Source organism: Streptomyces abyssalis (genome assembly GCF_001751365.1).
GTDB lineage: Bacteria > Actinomycetota > Actinomycetes > Streptomycetales > Streptomycetaceae > Streptomyces > Streptomyces abyssalis.
Window position 1 is genome coordinate 308,293 of record NZ_LJGT01000041.1, and the last position, 17,983, is coordinate 326,275.

At 71.9% G+C, this 17,983-nt stretch carries 16 protein-coding genes; 12 read left to right on the forward strand and 4 right to left on the reverse strand.

Features of this window, described 5'->3' with window-relative positions; translation table 11 throughout:
- Positions 1-81 precede the first annotated feature (81 nt).
- The 5 genes from AN215_RS22240 to sucD all read left to right on the forward strand — a co-directional run bounded on the left by AN215_RS22240 (position 82) and on the right by sucD (position 5,597).
- Positions 82-999 (forward strand): hypothetical protein, encoded by a 918-nt coding sequence (locus AN215_RS22240; RefSeq protein WP_139140773.1) that lies wholly within the window; start codon positions 82-84, stop codon positions 997-999.
- A gap of 190 nt (positions 1,000-1,189) precedes the next feature.
- Positions 1,190-2,470, forward strand: coding sequence for a hypothetical protein (locus AN215_RS22245; protein ID WP_070011515.1), 1,281 nt, complete (start codon positions 1,190-1,192; stop codon positions 2,468-2,470).
- A gap of 114 nt (positions 2,471-2,584) precedes the next feature.
- Positions 2,585-3,106: a hypothetical protein gene (locus AN215_RS22250; RefSeq protein WP_070031232.1), complete on the forward strand. Its 522-nt coding sequence runs from the start codon at positions 2,585-2,587 to the stop codon at positions 3,104-3,106.
- Between the two features lie 395 nt (positions 3,107-3,501).
- Positions 3,502-4,674 carry an ADP-forming succinate--CoA ligase subunit beta gene (gene sucC / locus AN215_RS22255; RefSeq protein WP_070011513.1) on the forward strand — a complete coding sequence of 391 codons (1,173 nt, stop codon included), beginning with the start codon at positions 3,502-3,504 and terminating at the stop codon, positions 4,672-4,674.
- 38 nt (positions 4,675-4,712) lie between these two features.
- On the forward strand, positions 4,713-5,597 hold the full coding sequence (gene sucD / locus AN215_RS22260; RefSeq protein ID WP_070011512.1) for a succinate--CoA ligase subunit alpha: 885 nt from the start codon (positions 4,713-4,715) through the stop codon (positions 5,595-5,597).
- A gap of 104 nt (positions 5,598-5,701) precedes the next feature.
- Here the strand turns inward: sucD and AN215_RS30125 are convergent, their stop codons facing one another.
- A complete protein-coding gene (locus AN215_RS30125) occupies positions 5,702-6,607 on the reverse strand; it encodes a sigma factor-like helix-turn-helix DNA-binding protein (protein WP_070011511.1) in 906 nt (301 codons plus the stop codon).
- A gap of 149 nt (positions 6,608-6,756) precedes the next feature.
- On the opposite strand from AN215_RS30125, the gene AN215_RS22270 reads away from it, so the two are divergent.
- Complete coding sequence (locus AN215_RS22270; RefSeq protein ID WP_245694644.1) at positions 6,757-8,277, forward strand: cell division protein PerM; 1,521 nt, start codon at positions 6,757-6,759, stop codon at positions 8,275-8,277.
- Between the two features lie 105 nt (positions 8,278-8,382).
- Here the strand turns inward: AN215_RS22270 and AN215_RS22275 are convergent, their stop codons facing one another.
- Entirely contained in the window at positions 8,383-9,342 is a 960-nt protein-coding gene (locus AN215_RS22275; protein ID WP_070011509.1) for a hypothetical protein, read from the reverse strand.
- Between the two features lie 414 nt (positions 9,343-9,756).
- Between AN215_RS22275 and purN the strand changes: the two genes are divergently transcribed.
- Both purN and purH read left to right on the forward strand, forming a co-directional pair.
- On the forward strand, positions 9,757-10,371 hold the full coding sequence (gene purN, locus AN215_RS22280; protein ID WP_070011575.1) for a phosphoribosylglycinamide formyltransferase: 615 nt from the start codon (positions 9,757-9,759) through the stop codon (positions 10,369-10,371).
- Positions 10,372-10,435: 64 nt separating this feature from the next.
- Positions 10,436-12,073, forward strand: coding sequence for a bifunctional phosphoribosylaminoimidazolecarboxamide formyltransferase/IMP cyclohydrolase (purH, locus tag AN215_RS22285; protein ID WP_070011574.1), 1,638 nt, complete (start codon positions 10,436-10,438; stop codon positions 12,071-12,073).
- 126 nt (positions 12,074-12,199) lie between these two features.
- Here purH and AN215_RS22290 read toward each other — a convergent pair whose 3' ends face one another.
- A complete protein-coding gene (locus AN215_RS22290; RefSeq protein WP_070011508.1) occupies positions 12,200-12,766 on the reverse strand; it encodes a hypothetical protein in 567 nt (188 codons plus the stop codon).
- A 281-nt stretch (positions 12,767-13,047) separates the two neighbouring features.
- Between AN215_RS22290 and AN215_RS29375 the strand changes: the two genes are divergently transcribed.
- Positions 13,048-13,359: a hypothetical protein gene (locus AN215_RS29375; protein WP_070011507.1), complete on the forward strand. Its 312-nt coding sequence runs from the start codon at positions 13,048-13,050 to the stop codon at positions 13,357-13,359.
- Positions 13,360-13,467: 108 nt separating this feature from the next.
- Here the strand turns inward: AN215_RS29375 and AN215_RS22300 are convergent, their stop codons facing one another.
- Positions 13,468-14,064 (reverse strand): hypothetical protein, encoded by a 597-nt coding sequence (locus AN215_RS22300; RefSeq protein WP_070011506.1) that lies wholly within the window; start codon positions 14,062-14,064, stop codon positions 13,468-13,470.
- Between the two features lie 464 nt (positions 14,065-14,528).
- Between AN215_RS22300 and AN215_RS22305 the strand changes: the two genes are divergently transcribed.
- The 3 genes from AN215_RS22305 to AN215_RS22315 all read left to right on the forward strand — a co-directional run bounded on the left by AN215_RS22305 (position 14,529) and on the right by AN215_RS22315 (position 17,644).
- A complete protein-coding gene (locus AN215_RS22305) occupies positions 14,529-15,386 on the forward strand; it encodes a bifunctional methylenetetrahydrofolate dehydrogenase/methenyltetrahydrofolate cyclohydrolase (RefSeq protein ID WP_070011573.1) in 858 nt (285 codons plus the stop codon).
- A 5-nt stretch (positions 15,387-15,391) separates the two neighbouring features.
- On the forward strand, positions 15,392-15,799 hold the full coding sequence (locus AN215_RS22310) for a DUF3017 domain-containing protein (protein ID WP_070011572.1): 408 nt from the start codon (positions 15,392-15,394) through the stop codon (positions 15,797-15,799).
- A 216-nt stretch (positions 15,800-16,015) separates the two neighbouring features.
- On the forward strand, positions 16,016-17,644 hold the full coding sequence (locus AN215_RS22315; protein WP_070011505.1) for a helix-turn-helix domain-containing protein: 1,629 nt from the start codon (positions 16,016-16,018) through the stop codon (positions 17,642-17,644).
- Positions 17,645-17,983 lie beyond the last annotated feature (339 nt).

A 17,983-nucleotide genomic window follows, 5' to 3' on the forward strand; every position in this document is an offset into this window, starting at 1 on the left:
GAACGCAGGTCTCCTGACGGGCAGTTGTGGCCCCCGAGCAGCCTGCGTCCGTCTTCCCGGTCCATCTGGAAGGTCTCCGCCTTGTCAGCAGTCTCCGCTGTGCCTGCCGCCGTGCGCCCGCCGCACGCGGCCGCTGCGCGGCGGGTTGTGCTGACGCTGCTCTTCCTCGGCGGCTTCCTCGCGCTCGCCTTCGTCCTCGGCGGCAGCGCACAGGCCGCTCCCGCCACGGATCACGACGGACGGGTGGCGTCGGGCGCACCGTCCGCGGCGCTCAAGTCCGGCAAGCAGGCAGGCCCCGCCGGCGATTCGCGTTCCGGCCCGTCCGGCAAGACGAAGCACGGTCTCACCGAGGCCGAAGAGGCCGAACTCGCCGAGCAGGAGCGGAGTGCGGCGCGGCGTGCCGCCGCCCGTACGGCATCGCATGCCGTGGGCCCGGTCGCCGAAGGCGCCGGCCGTACCGCCGAAGTGACTCGTCCCGTCGGCGACGCCGTCGAGGGTGTCACCGGTGCGGAGGGCCTGCACGAACTGCCCGCGCGTCTCGGCCTCGGAGAGCTCGGCGACGGCGTCGCTGGCGGCGGGCCGGGCGAGGGCGGCGGCTCCGCGGGCAGCGGAGAAGCGGACGACGCGACCGGCACGGCAGCAGGCGACGCCTCCGGCGACCGCGCGAACGGACCGCGCACGCACGGCGACTGGGGCATCGCACTCGGCGCGTCCCTTCCCGGTACCGCGACACTCACCGACGCAGACGAGGGCGTCCCCGGCAGCGGCGGAGGCGGCCCATCCGACCGGTCCCCCGTCCACCACACACCCGCCGCGCCCGCACCCGGCACGTCGCAGCACGCTGGCGACAGCCAGAGCCAGCGCGGAGGCCCGCAGCAGTCCGACGCCGTCACATCCGGCGCCGGGAAGTCCGGGCCGCTTCAGCCCGGCGCCGCGCGCGCCGCGGACGGTACGCCGACGCGTGACCGCGCAGGCGACGTCCTCGAATTCCCCGGCTAGGGCGGGCTCTTCCACCCGCTGCGCAGTGCGTGACGCGTAACGCGTGCGCTGCGCACGACCTGCCACGCGGGGGTGGACAGGTCCGCCCGAGCAAGGAGCCCCGGAGCCCGGTTCAGGATCCGCGCGAACGAGATCCGTCCGCAGGCGTCCAGGGCCCAAGATCCCCTGAATTCGAAGGACTTCCGTCATCATGCGCAAGAACATCCGACGTTCCCTCCTGGTCGCTGCCGCCGCGTCCGGCATATGGGCGCTGACCACAGCAGGCGCCTCGGCCGCCGAACTGCCCGTGCCTTCCGGCGCGGGCAGCCTGGCCGGCGGCGCCGTCGAGAAGGCGGAGAAGGCCGGTGACGCGGGCAAGGGCACCGTCGCCGGCACCGTCCGCGGTGCGACGGACACGGTGAAGAGCGCCACCGGAACCGTCGAGGACGTGACCCGCGGGGTCACCGGGAAGCTGCCCAGCAAGGGCATCCCGGAGAACGGCCTGCCCACCAACACCCTGCCGACGGGCGACCTGCCCACAGGCCTTCCGGACGCGGCGGACGCGACTGACGCGGCGGACGTCACCGGTGCGGTCGACGGTGCGAAGGGCGCCGCGAGCGCCGCGTACGACCGGACGGGACGCGCGAGCAAGGCCGTCAAGGAGGCCCAGAAGGACCTCCGCCCCGCCACGCCGGCCCTGCCCGTGGTGCCTGCGGTTCCGGGCGTCCCAGCCGTTCCCGCGGCACCCGCCGTCCCCGCCGTCCCCGGTGTCGGCTCCGTCTCCGGCCACCTGCCGGCGCACACGCTGCCCGCCCCGGCCCTGCCCGTGGTCCCCGCCGTCCCCGCGACGCCTGCCGTTCCCGTCGTCCCCGCGACGCCCACCGTTCCCGCGACGCCTGCCGTCCCCGCGGCGCCCGCCGCTCCGCGTCCGGACGTCCCGGCGGTGCCCGGCACCCCGTCCGCGGGCGACCTCACCGGCGGTCTCGCCGTCGCAGGCCTGCGTCCCGAGCGGCTGACCGACGAGCTCAAGGCCGGGCACGCGCAGGAAACAGCGGGCAAGGTCCGCAACACCGTCGCCACCGCACACCCGGTCATCGACGGTGTGAGCGGCGCGGTGCTGCCGCCCGTCGCCCGCGGCGCCGCGCTTCAGGTGCGCGCCCTCGGTTACCAGGTCGCTCTGGACGCCGCCGTGACCGTCGACTGCGCCTCCGCCACCACTGCTCCCTTCGCGGAGAGCACCTACCACCGCACGCACGTGCTGGCGCACGACGTCAACGGGCACCTGGGCGCCTTCGGCGCGGGAGTCGCCTCCGACGCCCTGCCGTACGCGCACGAGTTGGGCACAGGTGTGCACGGCAACGCCGACGAGATGGCCTCCCACGTCGTCACCGACGTGCGGCTCCTCATCACCGCCCCGGCGAAGCGCGACCTCACGGACCCGGCCAACATCCCCGGGCCGCCTGTCGCCTCCCAGGTGCCGGCCGGCCTCTGAGCCGCCGGTAAGGGGGCGCGGGGTGGCCTGCCAAGGGGGTTGGGCCACCCCGCGTCTCCACTCATCCCTCATCGCTTCACCACCAACGGACTGTCAATCGAGGTAACCATGCACATGAGCAGGAGCATTGGCCGCGGATTCGTCCTCGCGGCGGCTGCCGGACTGCTGGCGCTCGGCGCCGGCAACGCGTCCGCGGACAGCGCTTCCGGGGACGGTTCACCGGCGGGTACGGGCGTGGGTGAGGACGCGGCCGCGGCCGTCGGCGACACCACCGGCACCGCCGGAACCGTCGAGGACGCGACGCGTAGCACCCCGCACTTCCTCCACGGGACCGGCAGCATCGCGCAGGACCAGAAGAAGACGGGGAACGGGGCAACGCGAGGCGCAGGGAAGGCGATCAGCCATGTCACGCAGAAGGCCGGTGAGACCGTGTCCGAGGCGCCGTCGGCTCCCTCGGACAAGGACCTGGGCGCTGTGTCCCGCATCGCGGCTCAGGCAGCCCCATCGTCCGCGCCGGGGCTGCCGGAAGGCCTCGTGATCTGGATTCCCGAACTGGTCCCGGGCGTCCCGAGCATCGGCGTCATCCCGTCCTCGATCCCGGCGCTGCCCGTCACTCCGGGCATTCCGGCTCTCTGACCGTACGGAACCGGGTCGCGTCCCGCGCGCTCGCAAAGCGCCGGCCGGCAGCGGACGCGACCCGGTTCGGAGTGCCACAGGCCCGACGGTGGTCGGCGCGACGGTGGTTGGCGGGGTGGCTGCCCGGCGTGGTGGTCGTTCGCGTGGTCGTCGTGGGGTTCGGCGTGCGAATACGGCAGCGGGAAGCGTAGATTCCGTCCGCACAACATGTACGTGCCGCTGTGACCGGTGTCACCGCCCAGGTGTGAGCTGGAATTTATGTACCGCTCATGCGCGGAGCTAACCTGCAAGGCGGACATGCCGCGCCTCGTCGTGACGCCGCGGCCACGCGGCACGCCCATGATCACGCTGACACGCTGACAACCGCGAACCACTGATTAAGGGGACGTACGCGCGTGGACCTGTTCGAGTACCAGGCGAGGGATGTCTTCGCCAAGCATGACGTACCGGTTCTGGCCGGCGAAGTCATCGATACGCCCGAGGCGGCGCGCGAGGTGACCGAGCGACTCGGCGGTCGCGCGGTCGTCAAGGCGCAGGTGAAGACCGGCGGCCGGGGCAAGGCCGGCGGTGTGAAGCTCGCCTCCGACCCCGCGGAGGCCGTCGAGAAGGCCAGGGCCATCCTGGGCATGGACATCAAGGGCCACACGGTCCAGAAGGTCATGCTGGCCGAGACCGCGGACATCGCGGAGGAGTACTACGTCTCCTTCCTGCTGGACCGCACCAACCGGACCTTCCTCGCCATGGCGTCCGTCGAGGGCGGCGTCGAGATCGAAGAGGTCGCCGCCACCAAGCCCGAGGCGCTCGCGAAGATCCCCGTCGACGCCATCGAGGGCGTGACCGACACCAAGGCGCGCGAGATCGCCGAGGCCGCCAAGTTCCCGGCCGAGCTCGTCGACCAGGTCGCAGAGGTCCTGAAGAAGCTGTGGGACGTCTTCGTACGCGAGGACGCGCTGCTCGTCGAGGTCAACCCGCTGGTGAAGACCGGCGACGGCAAGGTCATCGCGCTGGACGGCAAGGTCTCGCTCGACGCCAACGCCGAGTTCCGGCAGCCGGATCACGCGGCGCTCGAGGACAAGGCCGCGGCCGACCCGCTGGAGGCCGCCGCCAAGGCGAAGGACCTCAACTACGTCAAGCTTGACGGCCAGGTCGGCATCATCGGCAACGGCGCGGGTCTGGTCATGTCGACCCTCGACGTCGTCGCGTACGCGGGCGAGGCGCACAACAACGTCAAGCCCGCCAACTTCCTGGACATCGGCGGCGGCGCGTCCGCCGAAGTGATGGCGAACGGCCTGGAGATCATCCTCGGCGACCCCGCCGTGAAGTCGGTCTTCGTCAACGTCTTCGGCGGCATCACCGCCTGCGACGCGGTCGCCAACGGCATCGTCCAGGCCCTCGAACTGCTCAAGAGCAAGGGTGAGGACGTCACCAAGCCGCTGGTCGTGCGGCTCGACGGCAACAACGCCGAGCTGGGCCGCAAGATCCTCACGGACGCGGACCACCCGCTCGTGCAGCAGGTGGACACCATGGACGGTGCGGCCGACCGCGCTGCCGAGCTGGCCGCCAAGTAAGCGGACGAGACCGAGATCTGCGAGGACATCGACACACCATGGCTATCTTCCTCAACAAGGAGAGCAAGGTCATCGTCCAGGGGATGACCGGCTCCGAGGGCCAGAAGCACACCAAGCGGATGCTTGCTTCCGGCACCAACATCGTCGGCGGCGTCAACCCGCGCAAGGCGGGAACGACCGTCGACTTCGACGGATCGCAGGTGCCGGTCTTCGGCAGCGTCAAGGAGGCCATGGAGGCCACCGGCGCTGACGCGACCGTCATCTTCGTCCCGCCGAAGTTCGCGAAGGACGCCGTCGTCGAGGCTGTCGACGCGGGCATCGGCCTCGCCGTCGTCATCACCGAGGGCATCGCGGTGCACGACACGGCCTACTTCTGGGACTACGCCTCCCAGAAGGGCAACAAGACCCGCATCGTCGGCCCCAACTGCCCCGGCCTGATCACGCCCGGCCAGTCCAACGCGGGCATCATCCCGGCCGACATCACCAAGCCGGGCCGCATCGGCCTGGTCTCGAAGTCCGGCACGCTGACGTACCAGATGATGTACGAGCTGCGCGACATCGGCTTCTCGACCTGCGTCGGCATCGGCGGCGACCCGGTCGTCGGCACGACGCACATCGACGCCCTCAAGGCGTTCGAGGCGGACCCGGACACCGATCTGATCGTGATGATCGGCGAGATCGGCGGCGACGCCGAGGAGCGTGCCGCGGACTTCATCAAGGAGAACGTCTCCAAGCCGGTCGTCGGCTACGTCGCCGGCTTCACCGCCCCCGAGGGCAAGACCATGGGTCACGCGGGTGCGATCGTCTCCGGTTCGTCGGGCACCGCCCAGGCGAAGAAGGAGGCGCTGGAGGCGGCGGGAGTGCAGGTCGGCAAGACACCGTCGGAGACGGCGCGGCTGGCACGCGGGCTGCTGACCGGCTAGCGGCCCGTCCGCGGCCCCGACCGACGCGGTGCGCCGGAATTCGCGCCCGCGTCCGTGACGGCACTCGCACCCGCGTCCGTACGCGCGCACAACTCCGCGAGCTCTCACGCTCGTACGACGAACGGGCCCGTTCCCTGGGCATGCCGCCGGGGAGCGGGCCCGTCGTTCTCCCCGTCCGGCCGCGCGGGAAGCGCTCCGTCGTGAACCATCGGCCGCAGACGCCCCGGCTGCCGTTCCGGGGCGAGCGTCGAGTACGGCTGCTTGGGCACCGGCAGCGAAGGCACGTTCCGCTGCCCGTCGGGGACGACGAGCGCGACGGCCGCCGCGGCCAGGGCGGCGGCGGCAACGGGCCCGGCGAGAGCCGCGCACCAGGTCCGGGCCTCACTGCTCCGCCGTACGCGCCTTCCCGGGGGCAGCGGAGCAGGCTGCGGCGCCGCCAACTGCCGTACGAGCAGCGCCGTCACGTGCGGCAGCTCCTCCGCCGGTACGTCACGCAGCTCGGGCGCCAGTTCGGCCAGCGCCGCACGCGCGTGGCGCAGCCGCCCCGAGACCGCGGCGGTGCCGGCCTCCACTTCCGCGGCCGTGTCGCCGAGGCTCAGGCCCAGGCCGTCGTGCAGCAGCAGCGCCGCACGGTAGGGGCGCGGGAGGCACAGCAGCGCGTCCAGCAGCGCACGGTCGCCGGGCGGCACATGACGCATCGCCCGTACGCGGCGCGGGAGATGCACGAGTCGGAAGTGGCGCCAGGGAGCGAGCGCGTGGCGATGTGCGGCCGCCCGCACCCACCCCGCCGGATCGGGGTCGACGGCGACCTGCGGCCAGCGGCGCCAGGCGAGACGGAAGGCGTGCGCGACGGAACGCCGGGCCGGCCCGCGGCCACCACAGAGCAGGAACGTCTGGCGTACGAGGGCGGCGGCATGACGCTCGTGCAGCCGGTCGAACGCGACGGCCGCCTCCGCACCGACGGCCGCCTCCGCACCGCCGGCGGCGGGTTGTGTCCGCTGCCCGCTCATGGCGTTCTCCGGCCCTCGTGCCCTGACGGTGGGCCGCTGCATTCGCTTTGTCTGACAAAGTGCATGCGGACATATTGGGCGACACATCGACAACAAGCTTGTTACCAGGACAGAACGTGTGTTGTTGACAGCATGTCGATGTGAGCCAAGTGACGCATCGCAGCCCGACGTTGTCCTCGTACGGCCCGGACGTCTCACGGCCGCTCCCGTCGAGGGCCGCCTGGTTCCTCGAAGGAGTGCTCGCTGCGGGGCTCGGGCTCGGCGCCTTCACCGTCCTCGTCCTGCTCCTGTGGATCATCTCGCCCTACCCGGACAGCGGGGCCGGAGGCGCCCTGCACATCGCCGCCGATCTGTGGCTGCTCGGGCACGGCAGCGGTCTCGTACGCACCGAGACGCTCTCCGGCGTCCCCGCGCCGGTCGCGCTGACGCCGCTGCTGCTGGTGATCGCCCCCCTGTGGCTGCTGTACCGCGCGTTCGTGCAGGCGCTGTCCGCGGACGGCGAAGGCGGCGGCGGAGCACACGAGGGGGACGAGTCCGGGCCGGGGAAGGCGACCGGCGAGGAGACCGGAGAGCAGCCGGGGGTGCTGACTCCGCTCGGCTGCGTGGCGGGCGGCTACCTGCTGACCGCCGCCGTAACGGTGCTGTTCGCCTCCGCCGGGCCCGTACGCGCCGACGTGCTCAGCGCGTTGGTGCGGATGCCGCTCTTCGTCCTGTGCGTCGCGGTGGCGGCGATGTGGCCCGCCTGGGGACGTACGCAGCAGGAGGCGCCCAACGAGCTTGATCCGTCCGCCTGTTCACCGAACGCCGCCGACACGGCGCAGACCGGCGATCACGCGGGACGGCGGATGCGCTTCCCCGCACCCGGGCTGCGTGAGGCGGGCGTCCTCATCCGGCGGCTGTGTCCGCTGCGCACCGCCCTGACGGCCGTGGCGGTGCTGTGCGGCGGCGGCCTGCTCGTGACGCTCGGGGCGCTGCTGTGGCACCTGGACGGTGTGCAGGCCGCGTTCCCCCGGCTCGCGGGCGGTTCCTGGACGGGCCAGTTCGCCGTGCTGCTTCTCGTCGTCGCCCTGCTGCCGAACGCGGCGGTGTGGGCGGCGGCCTACGGACTCGGGCCCGGCTTCGCACTCGGCGCGGGCCCGGTGATCGGCCCGATGACGGAGGGCGCCGGCAGTACGCGGCTGCCTCCGTTTCCGCTGCTGGAGGCGCTGCCCTCGGGGGCCGGCGGATTCGGGCTGCTCGCCTGTGCGGTGGCGGGGATGGTTCCGCTGGCCGCCGGAGTGACCGTCGGCCGGTACGTGGGGCGTGCCGCCGTGCCTCTGCCCGGCCGGGCAGAGGGTGCGTTCGGGCGGCAGGCGACGGTGTGCGTCGTCGCGCTCGTGGCGTTCGAGTGCGGAGCGGTCGTCTCGGTGCTCGCGGCGTTCTCCGGCGGCGCGCTCGGCACCGGGGCCATGGCGTCCCTCGGGCCGAGCTGGTGGCTCACCGGTGTGGCGGCGTTCGCGTGGGCGCTGCTGGCCGGGACACCCGTCGCCCTCGCGGTCCGCTCGTGGCGGCTCCGGGAGCGCGGGCCCGACGACGACTGGCACGAGACGGCGGCGCGTCAGGCCCGCTGGACGGCGCTGAAGACCGCGTCCGGCGGTCTGATGCCGGACTTCGAACCGCGCCGGGACTGATCCGCGGGCGGCGGGACCGGGCGACCCGCCGGGCCGGTCCGTACCGGCACACGGCCGAGGGCACGCCGAGGGCCCGCCGCGATGAGTTCTCCCGGCCGGCCGGGGTCAGCGCACCTGCATATCGCCGGCCGCCGAGGAGCGGTTCTCCAGCAGTGGCCGCAGCTCGCTCGGCAGCAGGTCCTTGCAGTCCTCGCGGGAGGACTGCGTCAGCGCGTCCTCCGTGCATGTGAAGTACTCGCTGTAGACCTGCTGGAACGTGAACGTCGCGGCGACGACGGCGAGCGCGAGCGAGGCCGTGATCAGGCCGCTGACCGCCGCCGTCGTACGGGACTTGGCCGCCTGCGCGGGGCTGACCGCGACGGGGACCTGCGACACCGGCTTCTGCGTCTGCCCCGCGGCCGTACGGTCGGTGCCCGCGACGTCCTCCGCGGTCGCCGCCGCTCCGGAGTTGCCGCGCTTGCCCGAATTCCCGGACGTGGATGAGGACTTGCCGGCACGAAGCGCGCTGATGCCCCAGTAGACGGACAGGGCGCCGAGGAGCAGCGCGACCTCGGGAAGGCTGAAGAGGGAGAAGAACAGCGCCCAGACCCCGGTGTGGAGGGAGTAGCGCGCGTGCCGCTGTGACGGGTCGGTCGGGTCCCAGCGCATGCCCCGGGCGAGACCCCCGCCGGGGCCGCCTGCTCCGTTGCCGCCGTCCGGGCCTCCGCTCCCGCCGTTGCCGCCGAAGCCTCCGCTCTGCCGGCCGGGCTGCTTGCTGCTCCACTGGCTGCCCCACGCCGAGCGGTCACGGCCCCGGTCGGAGCCGGAACCGGAATCCGAACCGTCCCCGGTGCCGCCGTTGCCGTTGCCGTTGCCGGAGCCGTCGGGGCCGTTCGTGCCGCCGGGGCTGCCGTGCCCCTGCCCCGGGCCCTGACCCTGGTCCGTCCCCGGCCCGCCCTGGCCGCCCGCTCCATGGCGCGGCTGCCAAGGCTGGTCCGGCCGCCCCTCGGGTGGTGCCGCGAAGGGGTTGTCCTCGCGCGGGGCGTCGTCGGATGGGGCCGCACGGCGGCGGCGTCGGTCGGTCATGTGGAGTGTGTCTTCCCCTAGCCCTGTCGTCCTGCTGAGTCGTGTTGTCGCGGGTGCTCCCGGCCCTTCCGGCGCCGGGAGGCGCCCGTGCCGTGACGGGCGTACGTGAGGGCCCGTACCTCCTGACGCTACCTGGCGCAGCCGCCCCCGTCCCGAGTGGGCCGGGTGAGGGGCCGGTATCGTTGCCGACGGTCGGACGCTTCGTAGAGTTCCCCGGAATCCGCCGGTCCATGAGTTCGTACGACCACACAATCCGCTGCTTCCCTTGTCCGGCACCGGCCGTGCCGGGGGAATCCCGTGAGAGAGAGCTTCGCCGTGGCTGCGCACCAGAGCCCGAGCCGCACCGGTTCCGGTTCCGTTTCCGGCACCGGCCCGGGCTTCAGCCCCCGCTCCCGTACGGACCCGGCCCGTCTCGTGGTCCTCGTCTCCGGCTCCGGTACGAATCTGCAGGCCCTGCTCGACGCGGTCGAGGCCGAGGGGCCCGAGGCGTACGGTGCGAGGATCGTGGCCGTCGGCGCCGACCGCCGCGGGACCGAAGGGCTGGCACGTGCCGAGCGCGCGGGGCTTCCCACGTTCGTCTGCCGGCTCCGGGACCACGCCACGCGGGACGCGTGGGACGAGGCGCTGACGGCGGCGACCGCGGCGTACGAACCGGACCTCGTCGTCTCCGCGGGCTTCATGAAGATCGTGGGCAAGGAGTTCCTCGCCCGCTTCGGAGGCCGGGTGGTCAACACCCACCCCGCGCTCCTTCCCAGTTTTCCCGGCACCGACGGGGTGCGCGACGCCCTGGCCTACGGGGCCAAGGTGACCGGGTGCACCGTCCACTTCGTCGACGACGGTGTCGACACGGGGCCGATCATCGCGCAGGGCGTGGTGGAGGTCCTGGACGAGGACGACGCCGACGGCGGCGCCGCTCTGCACGAGCGGATCAAGGAAGTCGAGCGACGGCTGCTCGTCGACGTCGTGGGACGTCTCTCCCGCGACGGCTATCGCATCGAGGGACGAAAGGTACGGCTGCAGGATGGGTGAGGGTGGCATGAGCCAGGGCCAGAGCCGGAGCCAGGACGAGGACCGGAGCCAGGACCGGAGCCGGATGGGGGACCCGGAGACGAAGCTGCCGGTCCGCAGGGCGCTGGTCAGCGTCTACGACAAGACGGGTCTGGACGCGCTGGCGCAGGGTCTGCACGCCGCGGGCGTCCAGATCGTCTCGACGGGGTCGACGGCCAAGCGCATCGCCGCGGCGGGGGTCCCGGTCACGGCGGTGGAGGAGCTGACCGGCTTCCCGGAGTGTCTCGACGGCCGCGTCAAGACCCTCCACCCCCGAGTGCACGCGGGCATCCTCGCCGACCGGCGGCTCGCCTCGCACCGTGAGCAGCTCGACGAGCTGGGCATCGAGCCTTTCGACCTCGTCGTCGTCAACCTCTATCCGTTCCGGGAGACCGTCGACTCGGGCGCTACTGCGGACGAGTGCGTCGAACAGATCGACATCGGTGGCCCGTCCATGGTGCGCGCCGCCGCCAAGAACCACCCCTCGGTCGCGGTGGTCGTCAACCCGGAGCGCTACGGCGAGGTGCTCAGCGCCGTCGGCGGGACGACCGCCGGGGCCGGAGGCCCCGCGGGATTCACGCTCGCCGAGCGCAAGCGCCTCGCGGGCGAGGCGTTCCAGCACACGGCGGCCTACGACGTGGCCGTGGCCGCCTGGTTCGCCGCCGGCTACGCACCCGAGGAAACCGGTTCCGCTGCCGGTGCCGGTGCCGGTGCCGATTCCAGGCCCGTGAGCCCGCTCCCCGCCTTCGCAGGCGCCGCGCTCACCCGCGGCAACGTGCTGCGCTACGGCGAGAACCCGCATCAGCCCGCGGCCCTCTACACCGACGGCAGCGGCACCGGCCTTCCCGGCGCGGAGCAGCTGCACGGCAAGGAGATGTCGTACAACAACTACGTCGACACCGAAGCCGCCCGCCGCGCCGCCCACGAGCACGGAAGCCGTCCCTGCGTCGCGATCATCAAACACGCCAACCCCTGCGGCATCGCCGTCGGTCAGGACGTCGCCGAGGCACACCGCAAGGCGCACGCGTGCGACTCGCTCTCCGCGTTCGGCGGGGTCATCGCGGTCAACCGCCCGGTGTCCCTGGCCATGGCCGAGCAGGTCGCGGAGATCTTCACCGAGGTCGTCGTGGCGCCCGGCTACGAGGAGGGCGCCGTCGAGGTGCTCTCACGCAAGAAGAACATCCGGGTGCTGCGCTGCGCCGAAGAGCCCTCCGCGGACCTGGAGTTCAGGCCCATCGAGGGCGGTGCGCTGCTGCAGGTCAAGGACCGTCTCCAGGCGGCGGGCGACGATCCCGCCAACTGGACGCTGGCGACCGGCGAGGCCCTCTCCGCGTCCGGACTGGACGAACTGGCCTTCGCCTGGCGCGCCTGCCGCGCCGTGAAGTCCAACGCCGTCCTGCTCGCCAAGGACGGCGCGACCGTCGGTGTCGGAATGGGCCAGGTCAACCGCGTCGATGCGGCGAAGCTCGCGGTGCAGCGCGCGGGCGAGGAGCGTGCCAGGGGTGCCTACGCCGCCTCCGACGCCTTCTTCCCGTTCCCGGACGGGCTGGAGGTGCTGGCACGCGCCGGCATCAAGGCCGTGGCGCAGCCCGGCGGTTCGGTGCGCGACGAGGCCGTGACGGAGGCGGCGAAGGCGGCGGGCGTCACGATGTACCTGACCGGCACGCGGCACTTCTTCCACTGATTCCGCTGAATCCCCTGACGGCCTCCGCGTCCACAGGTCGCCCTGCCCGGCCTGATCGCGTCCGCGTGACTGTGCGCAGCCGCCGGTCACCACCGGCGGCATGCCCACTCCTGCCGCGGCCGGGGTTCAGTACCGCGGCCTGTCGAACCAGGCGCCGGACTGCGCCAGCAGCACTATGCAGGTGACACCGAGCCCCAGCCAGATGATTCCGAACGGGAACGCGATGAGCCCGAAGAGGGTGAGGAAGGAGGACCAGACGATGCCTCCGACGCGTACTCCGCTGCCGCCCTTCGAGAACCAGATGCCCAGCATGATCCCCATGACGGCGTGCACCAGGAAGGTGCCGCAGAAGACGTAGGCGATGCCGATCCCGATCTTGGCGTCCGTGACGTCCTCGATCTCGGTCAGGCTGTTCGCGGCGATCCCGAGCATCGCGATGCCGAACACGGAGACGAGCCCCTGCAGTCCGCCTGCGATGAACATCATCACGCGGACCGCGTTGACCTTGCTCGCCATCGCACCGTTCGGCACCGGCTGCTGGTACGTGCCGGGTGCCTGCTGCGGGAAGCCGTAGCCGGGCTGCGGAGTCTGGGGATATCCGTACGGCTGCTGATGCTGCTGCTGGGGCGGCGGCTGCTGTGCGTACGGGTTGCCGGCGTACGGGTTGTTGGGCGGTTCGGTCGGATGACTCATCGTGGTGCTTCCTCATTTCGGTATGTGCACTGCTGTGGGGCCCGGGCCCCTGACGTCCCGCTGCCGGTACGACATACTCGTTTGTCATGAAAGACGGATCGACGCCAGAGCAGGGCGGGTTCGGACCGGCGGAACCGATGCCCCCTCAGGGTGGAGGGGCAGCATATGGATATCCCGGTCCTCACGGGGGCTACGGATATCCGTCCGGCACCGGACCTGCGGAGATCTACGGTCACGACGGGGGGTACGCACAACCGCTGGTCACCATCGGGGACATCACGGTGACGGAGGACGGCATCATCACGCCCGCCGGCAAGATGCCGCTGAGCGGCGCCACTTGGACGGTCACGGACATGAGCCGGACGGAGGAGAAGATACCGACGCACGCGATCGTGCTCGCGGTCGTCTTCCTGGTCTTCTGCTTCCTCGGGCTGCTCTTCCTGCTGATGAAGGAGCGGAACACCGCAGGCCACGTACAGGTGACCGTGAACAGTGGCGGGAAGTTCCACTCGACGATGATCCCGGTGTACGACCCGATGGCCGTGCACCACATCATGCAGCAGGTCAACTACGCCCGCTCCGTGAGCATCTGAACCGCTCTCCGGACTGACTCCCTGACGGTTCCCCGAACGCGCGAGGGCCGTGCGCCGCGGAACGTCGCGGTGAGCACGGCCCTCGTCGCCTGTGTGGCGCCTGCGTGTTCAGTACCGCGGGCGGTTGAACCACTGCGAGCCGTCCTGCTTCGCCATGAAGACGATGATCAGGATGCCGAGCGCGAGCGGGATGATGCCGACGATGACGATGAGGGCGAAGAGCCCACCGACGGCCATCAGCGATCCGTAGACGATGCAGCAGATGCGGATGGCGTTGCCGCCGTTGCTGAACTGCGAGGCCAGGAAGATCGCGGCCGCGCTGAAGAGCAGCCCGATCACGCCACCGGCTATCAGGATGCCGGAGCCGACGCTCGCGAACTCCGAGCCGTAGGTGTCGTCCACCTGTGAGGCGTTGTAGAAGTTGGCGATGGCGCCGATGATTCCGAGCCCGCCCATGATGAACATGATGATCCGGACGGCGTTCACCGTGCCGGGCATCGTCTGCGGGGCGTTCGGGTAGGTGAAGCCGGGCTGCTGCGGGTAGCCGCCCTGCACGGGCTGCTGGAAGCCGGCCTGCGCCTGCTGCGGGTAGCCGTATCCGGGCTGGCCGCCCTGACCCTGCTGCGGGTAGCCGTACGCCTGCTGGGGCGGCGGCTGCGCGTAGGGGTTGTTCGGGTCCTGGCCAGGGGGTGGTGGGTAGCTCACGAGTACCTTCCTCCGAGCGTTCGACAGGGGACGGAATGGGCCGAAGTGCTCGGGGGAACGACAGTTCCGCCCCCGCAGATGCCGTGAGTGGACTGCGTGAGGTGTGCGTTTTGCACGTTGTGCCTCCCCCGATGGTGCGGCCCCGTGCCGTCGGCCCTTCTTCGTACGGGCGCGGTGCCAACGGCTCATGTTCGTCGCCCCGAGGTGACGATGTCCAGCCGGACCCCTCGAATGTGGCGAATCCGAAACGCGAAGCCCCAATCCCCGCCGTCCCGGCGGTCGTTTCGACCGGTGCCGGTGCCGGTGCCGGTGCCGGTGCCGGTGCCGGTACCGGTACCGCTCCCGCGTCCGTTCCGGCGGGCGGCCGCCGTCCGAGCGCACTCCGGCCGCGCGTCCTGCGCCGTTCCGTCCTGCGGAGCGATACGGATTTCGGCCCGGCCTCCGTATCCGCGAGTATGGGAGACATGACGGCCCAGATTCTCGATGGCAAGGCCACGGCAGCAGCGATCAAGACCGGTCTGAAGGCGCGTGTCGACGCCCTGCGAGCGCGGGGCATCACACCCGGCCTCGGCACCCTGCTCGTCGGTGACGACGTCGGCAGCCAGAAGTACGTCGCCGGCAAGCACCGCGACAGCGAGCAGATCGGCGTGCGGTCGATCCGGCGGGAGCTGCCCGGCACCGCCACCCAGGAGGAGATCGAGGTCGTCGTACGTGAGCTGAACGACGACCCGGCCTGCACCGGCTACATCGTCCAGCTGCCGCTGCCCAGGGGCATCGACACCAACCGCGTCCTGTCGCTGATGGACCCCGACAAGGACGCGGACGGGCTGCACCCCACCAGCCTGGGCCGCCTCGTGCTGAACGAGCCCGGCCCCCTCCCGTGCACACCACGGGGCATCATCGCGCTGCTGCGTGAGCACGGCGTCGAGCTGAACGGCGCACATGTCGTCGTGGTGGGCCGCGGCATCACGGTGGGCCGTTCGATTCCGCTGATGCTGACGCGGCGCAGCGAGAACGCCACGGTGACGCAGTGCCACACCGGCACGCGTGATCTGCCCGCGCTGCTCAAGCAGGCCGACGTGATCGTGGCGGCGGCGGGGGTGCCCCACCTGATCAAGCCCGAGGACGTACGGCCGGGCGCCGCCGTCCTCGACGTGGGCGTGAGCCGTGACGAGCACGGCAAGATCGTCGGGGACGTGCACCCCGGTGTGGCCGAGGTTGCGGCGTGGATCTCGCCGAACCCGGGCGGTGTCGGCCCGATGACCCGTGCGCAGCTCCTCGTCAACGTCGTCGAGGCCGCCGAGCGCGCCGCGGGGGAGTGACCGTGATGCCTGTGGGAGGAACCTCGCGCCGCTTCCCGTCCGTCACGCGCGACACCGCGCGGCCGGAGGGCGGACAACGGGCGATGGGCGCCGGGCACGCGGCGCCGTACCGGCAGTGGCCGCTCCTGTCGGTCTGCTGCGGAGTGCTGACGGGACTGCTGGTGACGGTCGGGGAGTTCCGCGCCGGGACGCTGATCATCGGCCTGTCGCTGCTCGCCGGTGCCGTGATGCGCTGGGTGATGCCGTCCGTGGGGATGCTGGCCGTGCGGTCCGCCTTCACGGACATGGTGACGTACGGCGCGCTCGGCCTGTCGATCATTCTGCTGGCGATGATGGCCCAGCCCGATCCCTGGCTGAACCTTCCGGTCCTGGAGGACATCGTGCACGCCGTCGTCGGCAGGGAGAGCGGCTGACGCCGTCCCCGGGCAGGGTTCCCGCGTGCCGTGCGCGCCCGTCCGGGCACCCCAGTGCGCACACCCCGACACGTGCTGTGAAGTGTGAAGACGGCCCGTGCTTCCTCGTGGAAGTGCGGGCCGCAGTCATGGATGCAGCAGGCGGACGGAGTGGCAGACTAGGTGACGATCTGGCGCGGGAATTGTCGACGAAGTCGGGGGACTAGGGGGAGGCACATGCCTCGGTGGAGGCCGCTACCGGAGGAACTGGACCCACAGATCCGGGAGTTCACCAGCCAGCTGCGACGGCTGGTCGACCGCAGCGGAATGAGCGTCGCGACCATCGCGGACCGTACGGGCTACAGCAAGTCGTCCTGGGAGAGGTACCTGAACGGACGGCTGCTGCCGCCGCGCGGTGCCGCGCACGCGCTCGGGGACGTCACCGGGATCGACATCCGGCATCTCGAGACGATGTGGGAGTTGGCCGAACGGGCGTGGAGCCGCGACGAGATGCGGCACGACCAGACGATGGAGGCCATCCGCGTCGCCCAGGCGCGTGAGGCGCTCGGGGAGTTCTGGGACGACGAGCCTGCCAAGGGCCGCAAGTGGGGCCGTAACAAGGACAAGGTCAGGAACAAGAACCGGGACCGGAACCGCGACCAGGAGAAGGCACGCGCGCAGAGCGCGGAGGCGAGCGGCGCCGAGCCCGCCGTAAAGGAAGAGGAGTGGAAGGAGAAGACGGGGGAACACGCCGTCGTCTCCGCCGAGATGCTGCAACGGCAGGGCTCCGGCGCCGGCTTCCTCGCACCGCCCTCCGCCGCCTCCATGCCGGGCCTCCGCAACAGCGCCGCGTCCGCGCCCGCCGCACCGGCCGAGACGAACCGGCCGCGCATGGACGACGAGACGGCCGTGCTCCGTGCCCGCCCGCTCCCCGGCAAGGGCGGCGACGGCGGCAAGGGCGGCCGTTCCCAGGGTGGCCCTGCGGGCCGGAGTCCGGCGACGGCCGGTGTACCCGCGCAGCGCGTCGACGTCTCCTCATGGGGCGCCGCGGGCGCCGCAGGTGGCGGGCGCCGCGGTCCGGGTGCGCCCGGTGCCGACGGCGGGAAGGCCGGGCCGGGGCGTACGGAGCCGCCTCGTCCGGAGTCGGGACTGCCCGCGTACCCGGGCAACAGGCCGGCTGCCACGGCGAGTTCAGGCGGCGCAGGCGCCACGGACGTCCCCGGCGGCCCCGGAGGCCCGGACGGCGCCGGCCGTTCCTCGCGCAGCCGCCGGGTCACGGCGCTGCTCATGGGCGCCGTGTCCGTGTTCGGGGTCCTGGGCGTGGGGGTGCTGGTCTTCGGGCTGCCGGGCGGGGCGGACAACTCCTCCGCCTCGCCGACGCCTTCGGCGACGGCCTCGGCCCGTAACCTCCCTGCCGGAGTGAAGTGCCAGGGCGAGGAGTGCTCGGGCAAGGACCCGGAGAAGATGGGCTGCGGCGGGCAGAACGTCAAGAGCAGCACGTCCGCGTTCGTCGGGCCGAGCATGGTCGAGGTGCGCTACAGCAGCGTCTGCAAGGCCGCGTGGGGCCGCATAACGGGTGCGGCGCAGGGCGACAGCCTGAAGATCAGTGCCGACGGCCAGGCGGAGAGCGACAAGGTCGACGCGACGAACGACGCGTACACGGAGATGGTCGCCGTCGGCTCCGCGACGGAGGCGCGCGCCTGCGCCACCCTCGTGGCGGGCACGACGGGCTGCACGGAGGCCGGTGCCGCCGGACAGGCGGACACCGGGCAGACGGCCGGCGCTGGGACTCCCGGGGAGACGGCCGGCGCACCGGGGCCGGCGACTCCCGCGGAGACGCCGCAGCTCGGGGTCACCCGGCGATAGCCGGGAGAGGCTCTGCGCCAGCCTCAACTCGTCTCCTTTCAGGTGACGTTGACGATGCTGAAGCTGTCCGAAATTCATTGGTGTTCGGATGAATGCGCATGCATGGCTCGGCCGATCCCGGGAATGCGCCTTCTCAGCAACCCCCCACGGGCTGGCCGCGTCGGCAGCCGCACGCGTCATCCCTCCTTGCGCGGGCGGCTGCCGACGCGTATGCGGCGTCGGATAACCTGGCGCGGGGTCTCTTGACATGGAGAGACATCCAGAGACCTCCGCACAGGGCAGGGCGCGTTCCTTCCGGCTTCTCCTCCTGGGGTCCCCCTGGAGGTGCCCCAGGGAAGG

Excerpts from the sequence above, each read along its gene's own strand:
- purH (WP_070011574.1), top strand. The coding sequence starts at position 10,436 with ATGGGGGACCCGGAGACGAAGCTGCCGGTCCGCAGGGCGCTGGTCAGC.
- AN215_RS30125 (WP_070011511.1), bottom strand. The coding sequence starts at position 6,607 with ATGAGCGGGCAGCGGACACAACCCGCCGCCGGCGGTGCGGAGGCGGCC.
- AN215_RS22245 (WP_070011515.1), top strand. The coding sequence starts at position 1,190 with ATGCGCAAGAACATCCGACGTTCCCTCCTGGTCGCTGCCGCCGCGTCC.
- sucD (WP_070011512.1), top strand. The coding sequence starts at position 4,713 with ATGGCTATCTTCCTCAACAAGGAGAGCAAGGTCATCGTCCAGGGGATG.
- AN215_RS22305 (WP_070011573.1), top strand. The coding sequence starts at position 14,529 with ATGACGGCCCAGATTCTCGATGGCAAGGCCACGGCAGCAGCGATCAAG.
- AN215_RS22290 (WP_070011508.1), bottom strand. The coding sequence starts at position 12,766 with ATGAGTCATCCGACCGAACCGCCCAACAACCCGTACGCCGGCAACCCG.
- AN215_RS22310 (WP_070011572.1), top strand. The coding sequence starts at position 15,392 with ATGCCTGTGGGAGGAACCTCGCGCCGCTTCCCGTCCGTCACGCGCGAC.
- AN215_RS22315 (WP_070011505.1), top strand. The coding sequence starts at position 16,016 with ATGCCTCGGTGGAGGCCGCTACCGGAGGAACTGGACCCACAGATCCGG.
- AN215_RS22250 (WP_070031232.1), top strand. The coding sequence starts at position 2,585 with ATGAGCAGGAGCATTGGCCGCGGATTCGTCCTCGCGGCGGCTGCCGGA.
- AN215_RS22275 (WP_070011509.1), bottom strand. The coding sequence starts at position 9,342 with ATGACCGACCGACGCCGCCGCCGTGCGGCCCCATCCGACGACGCCCCG.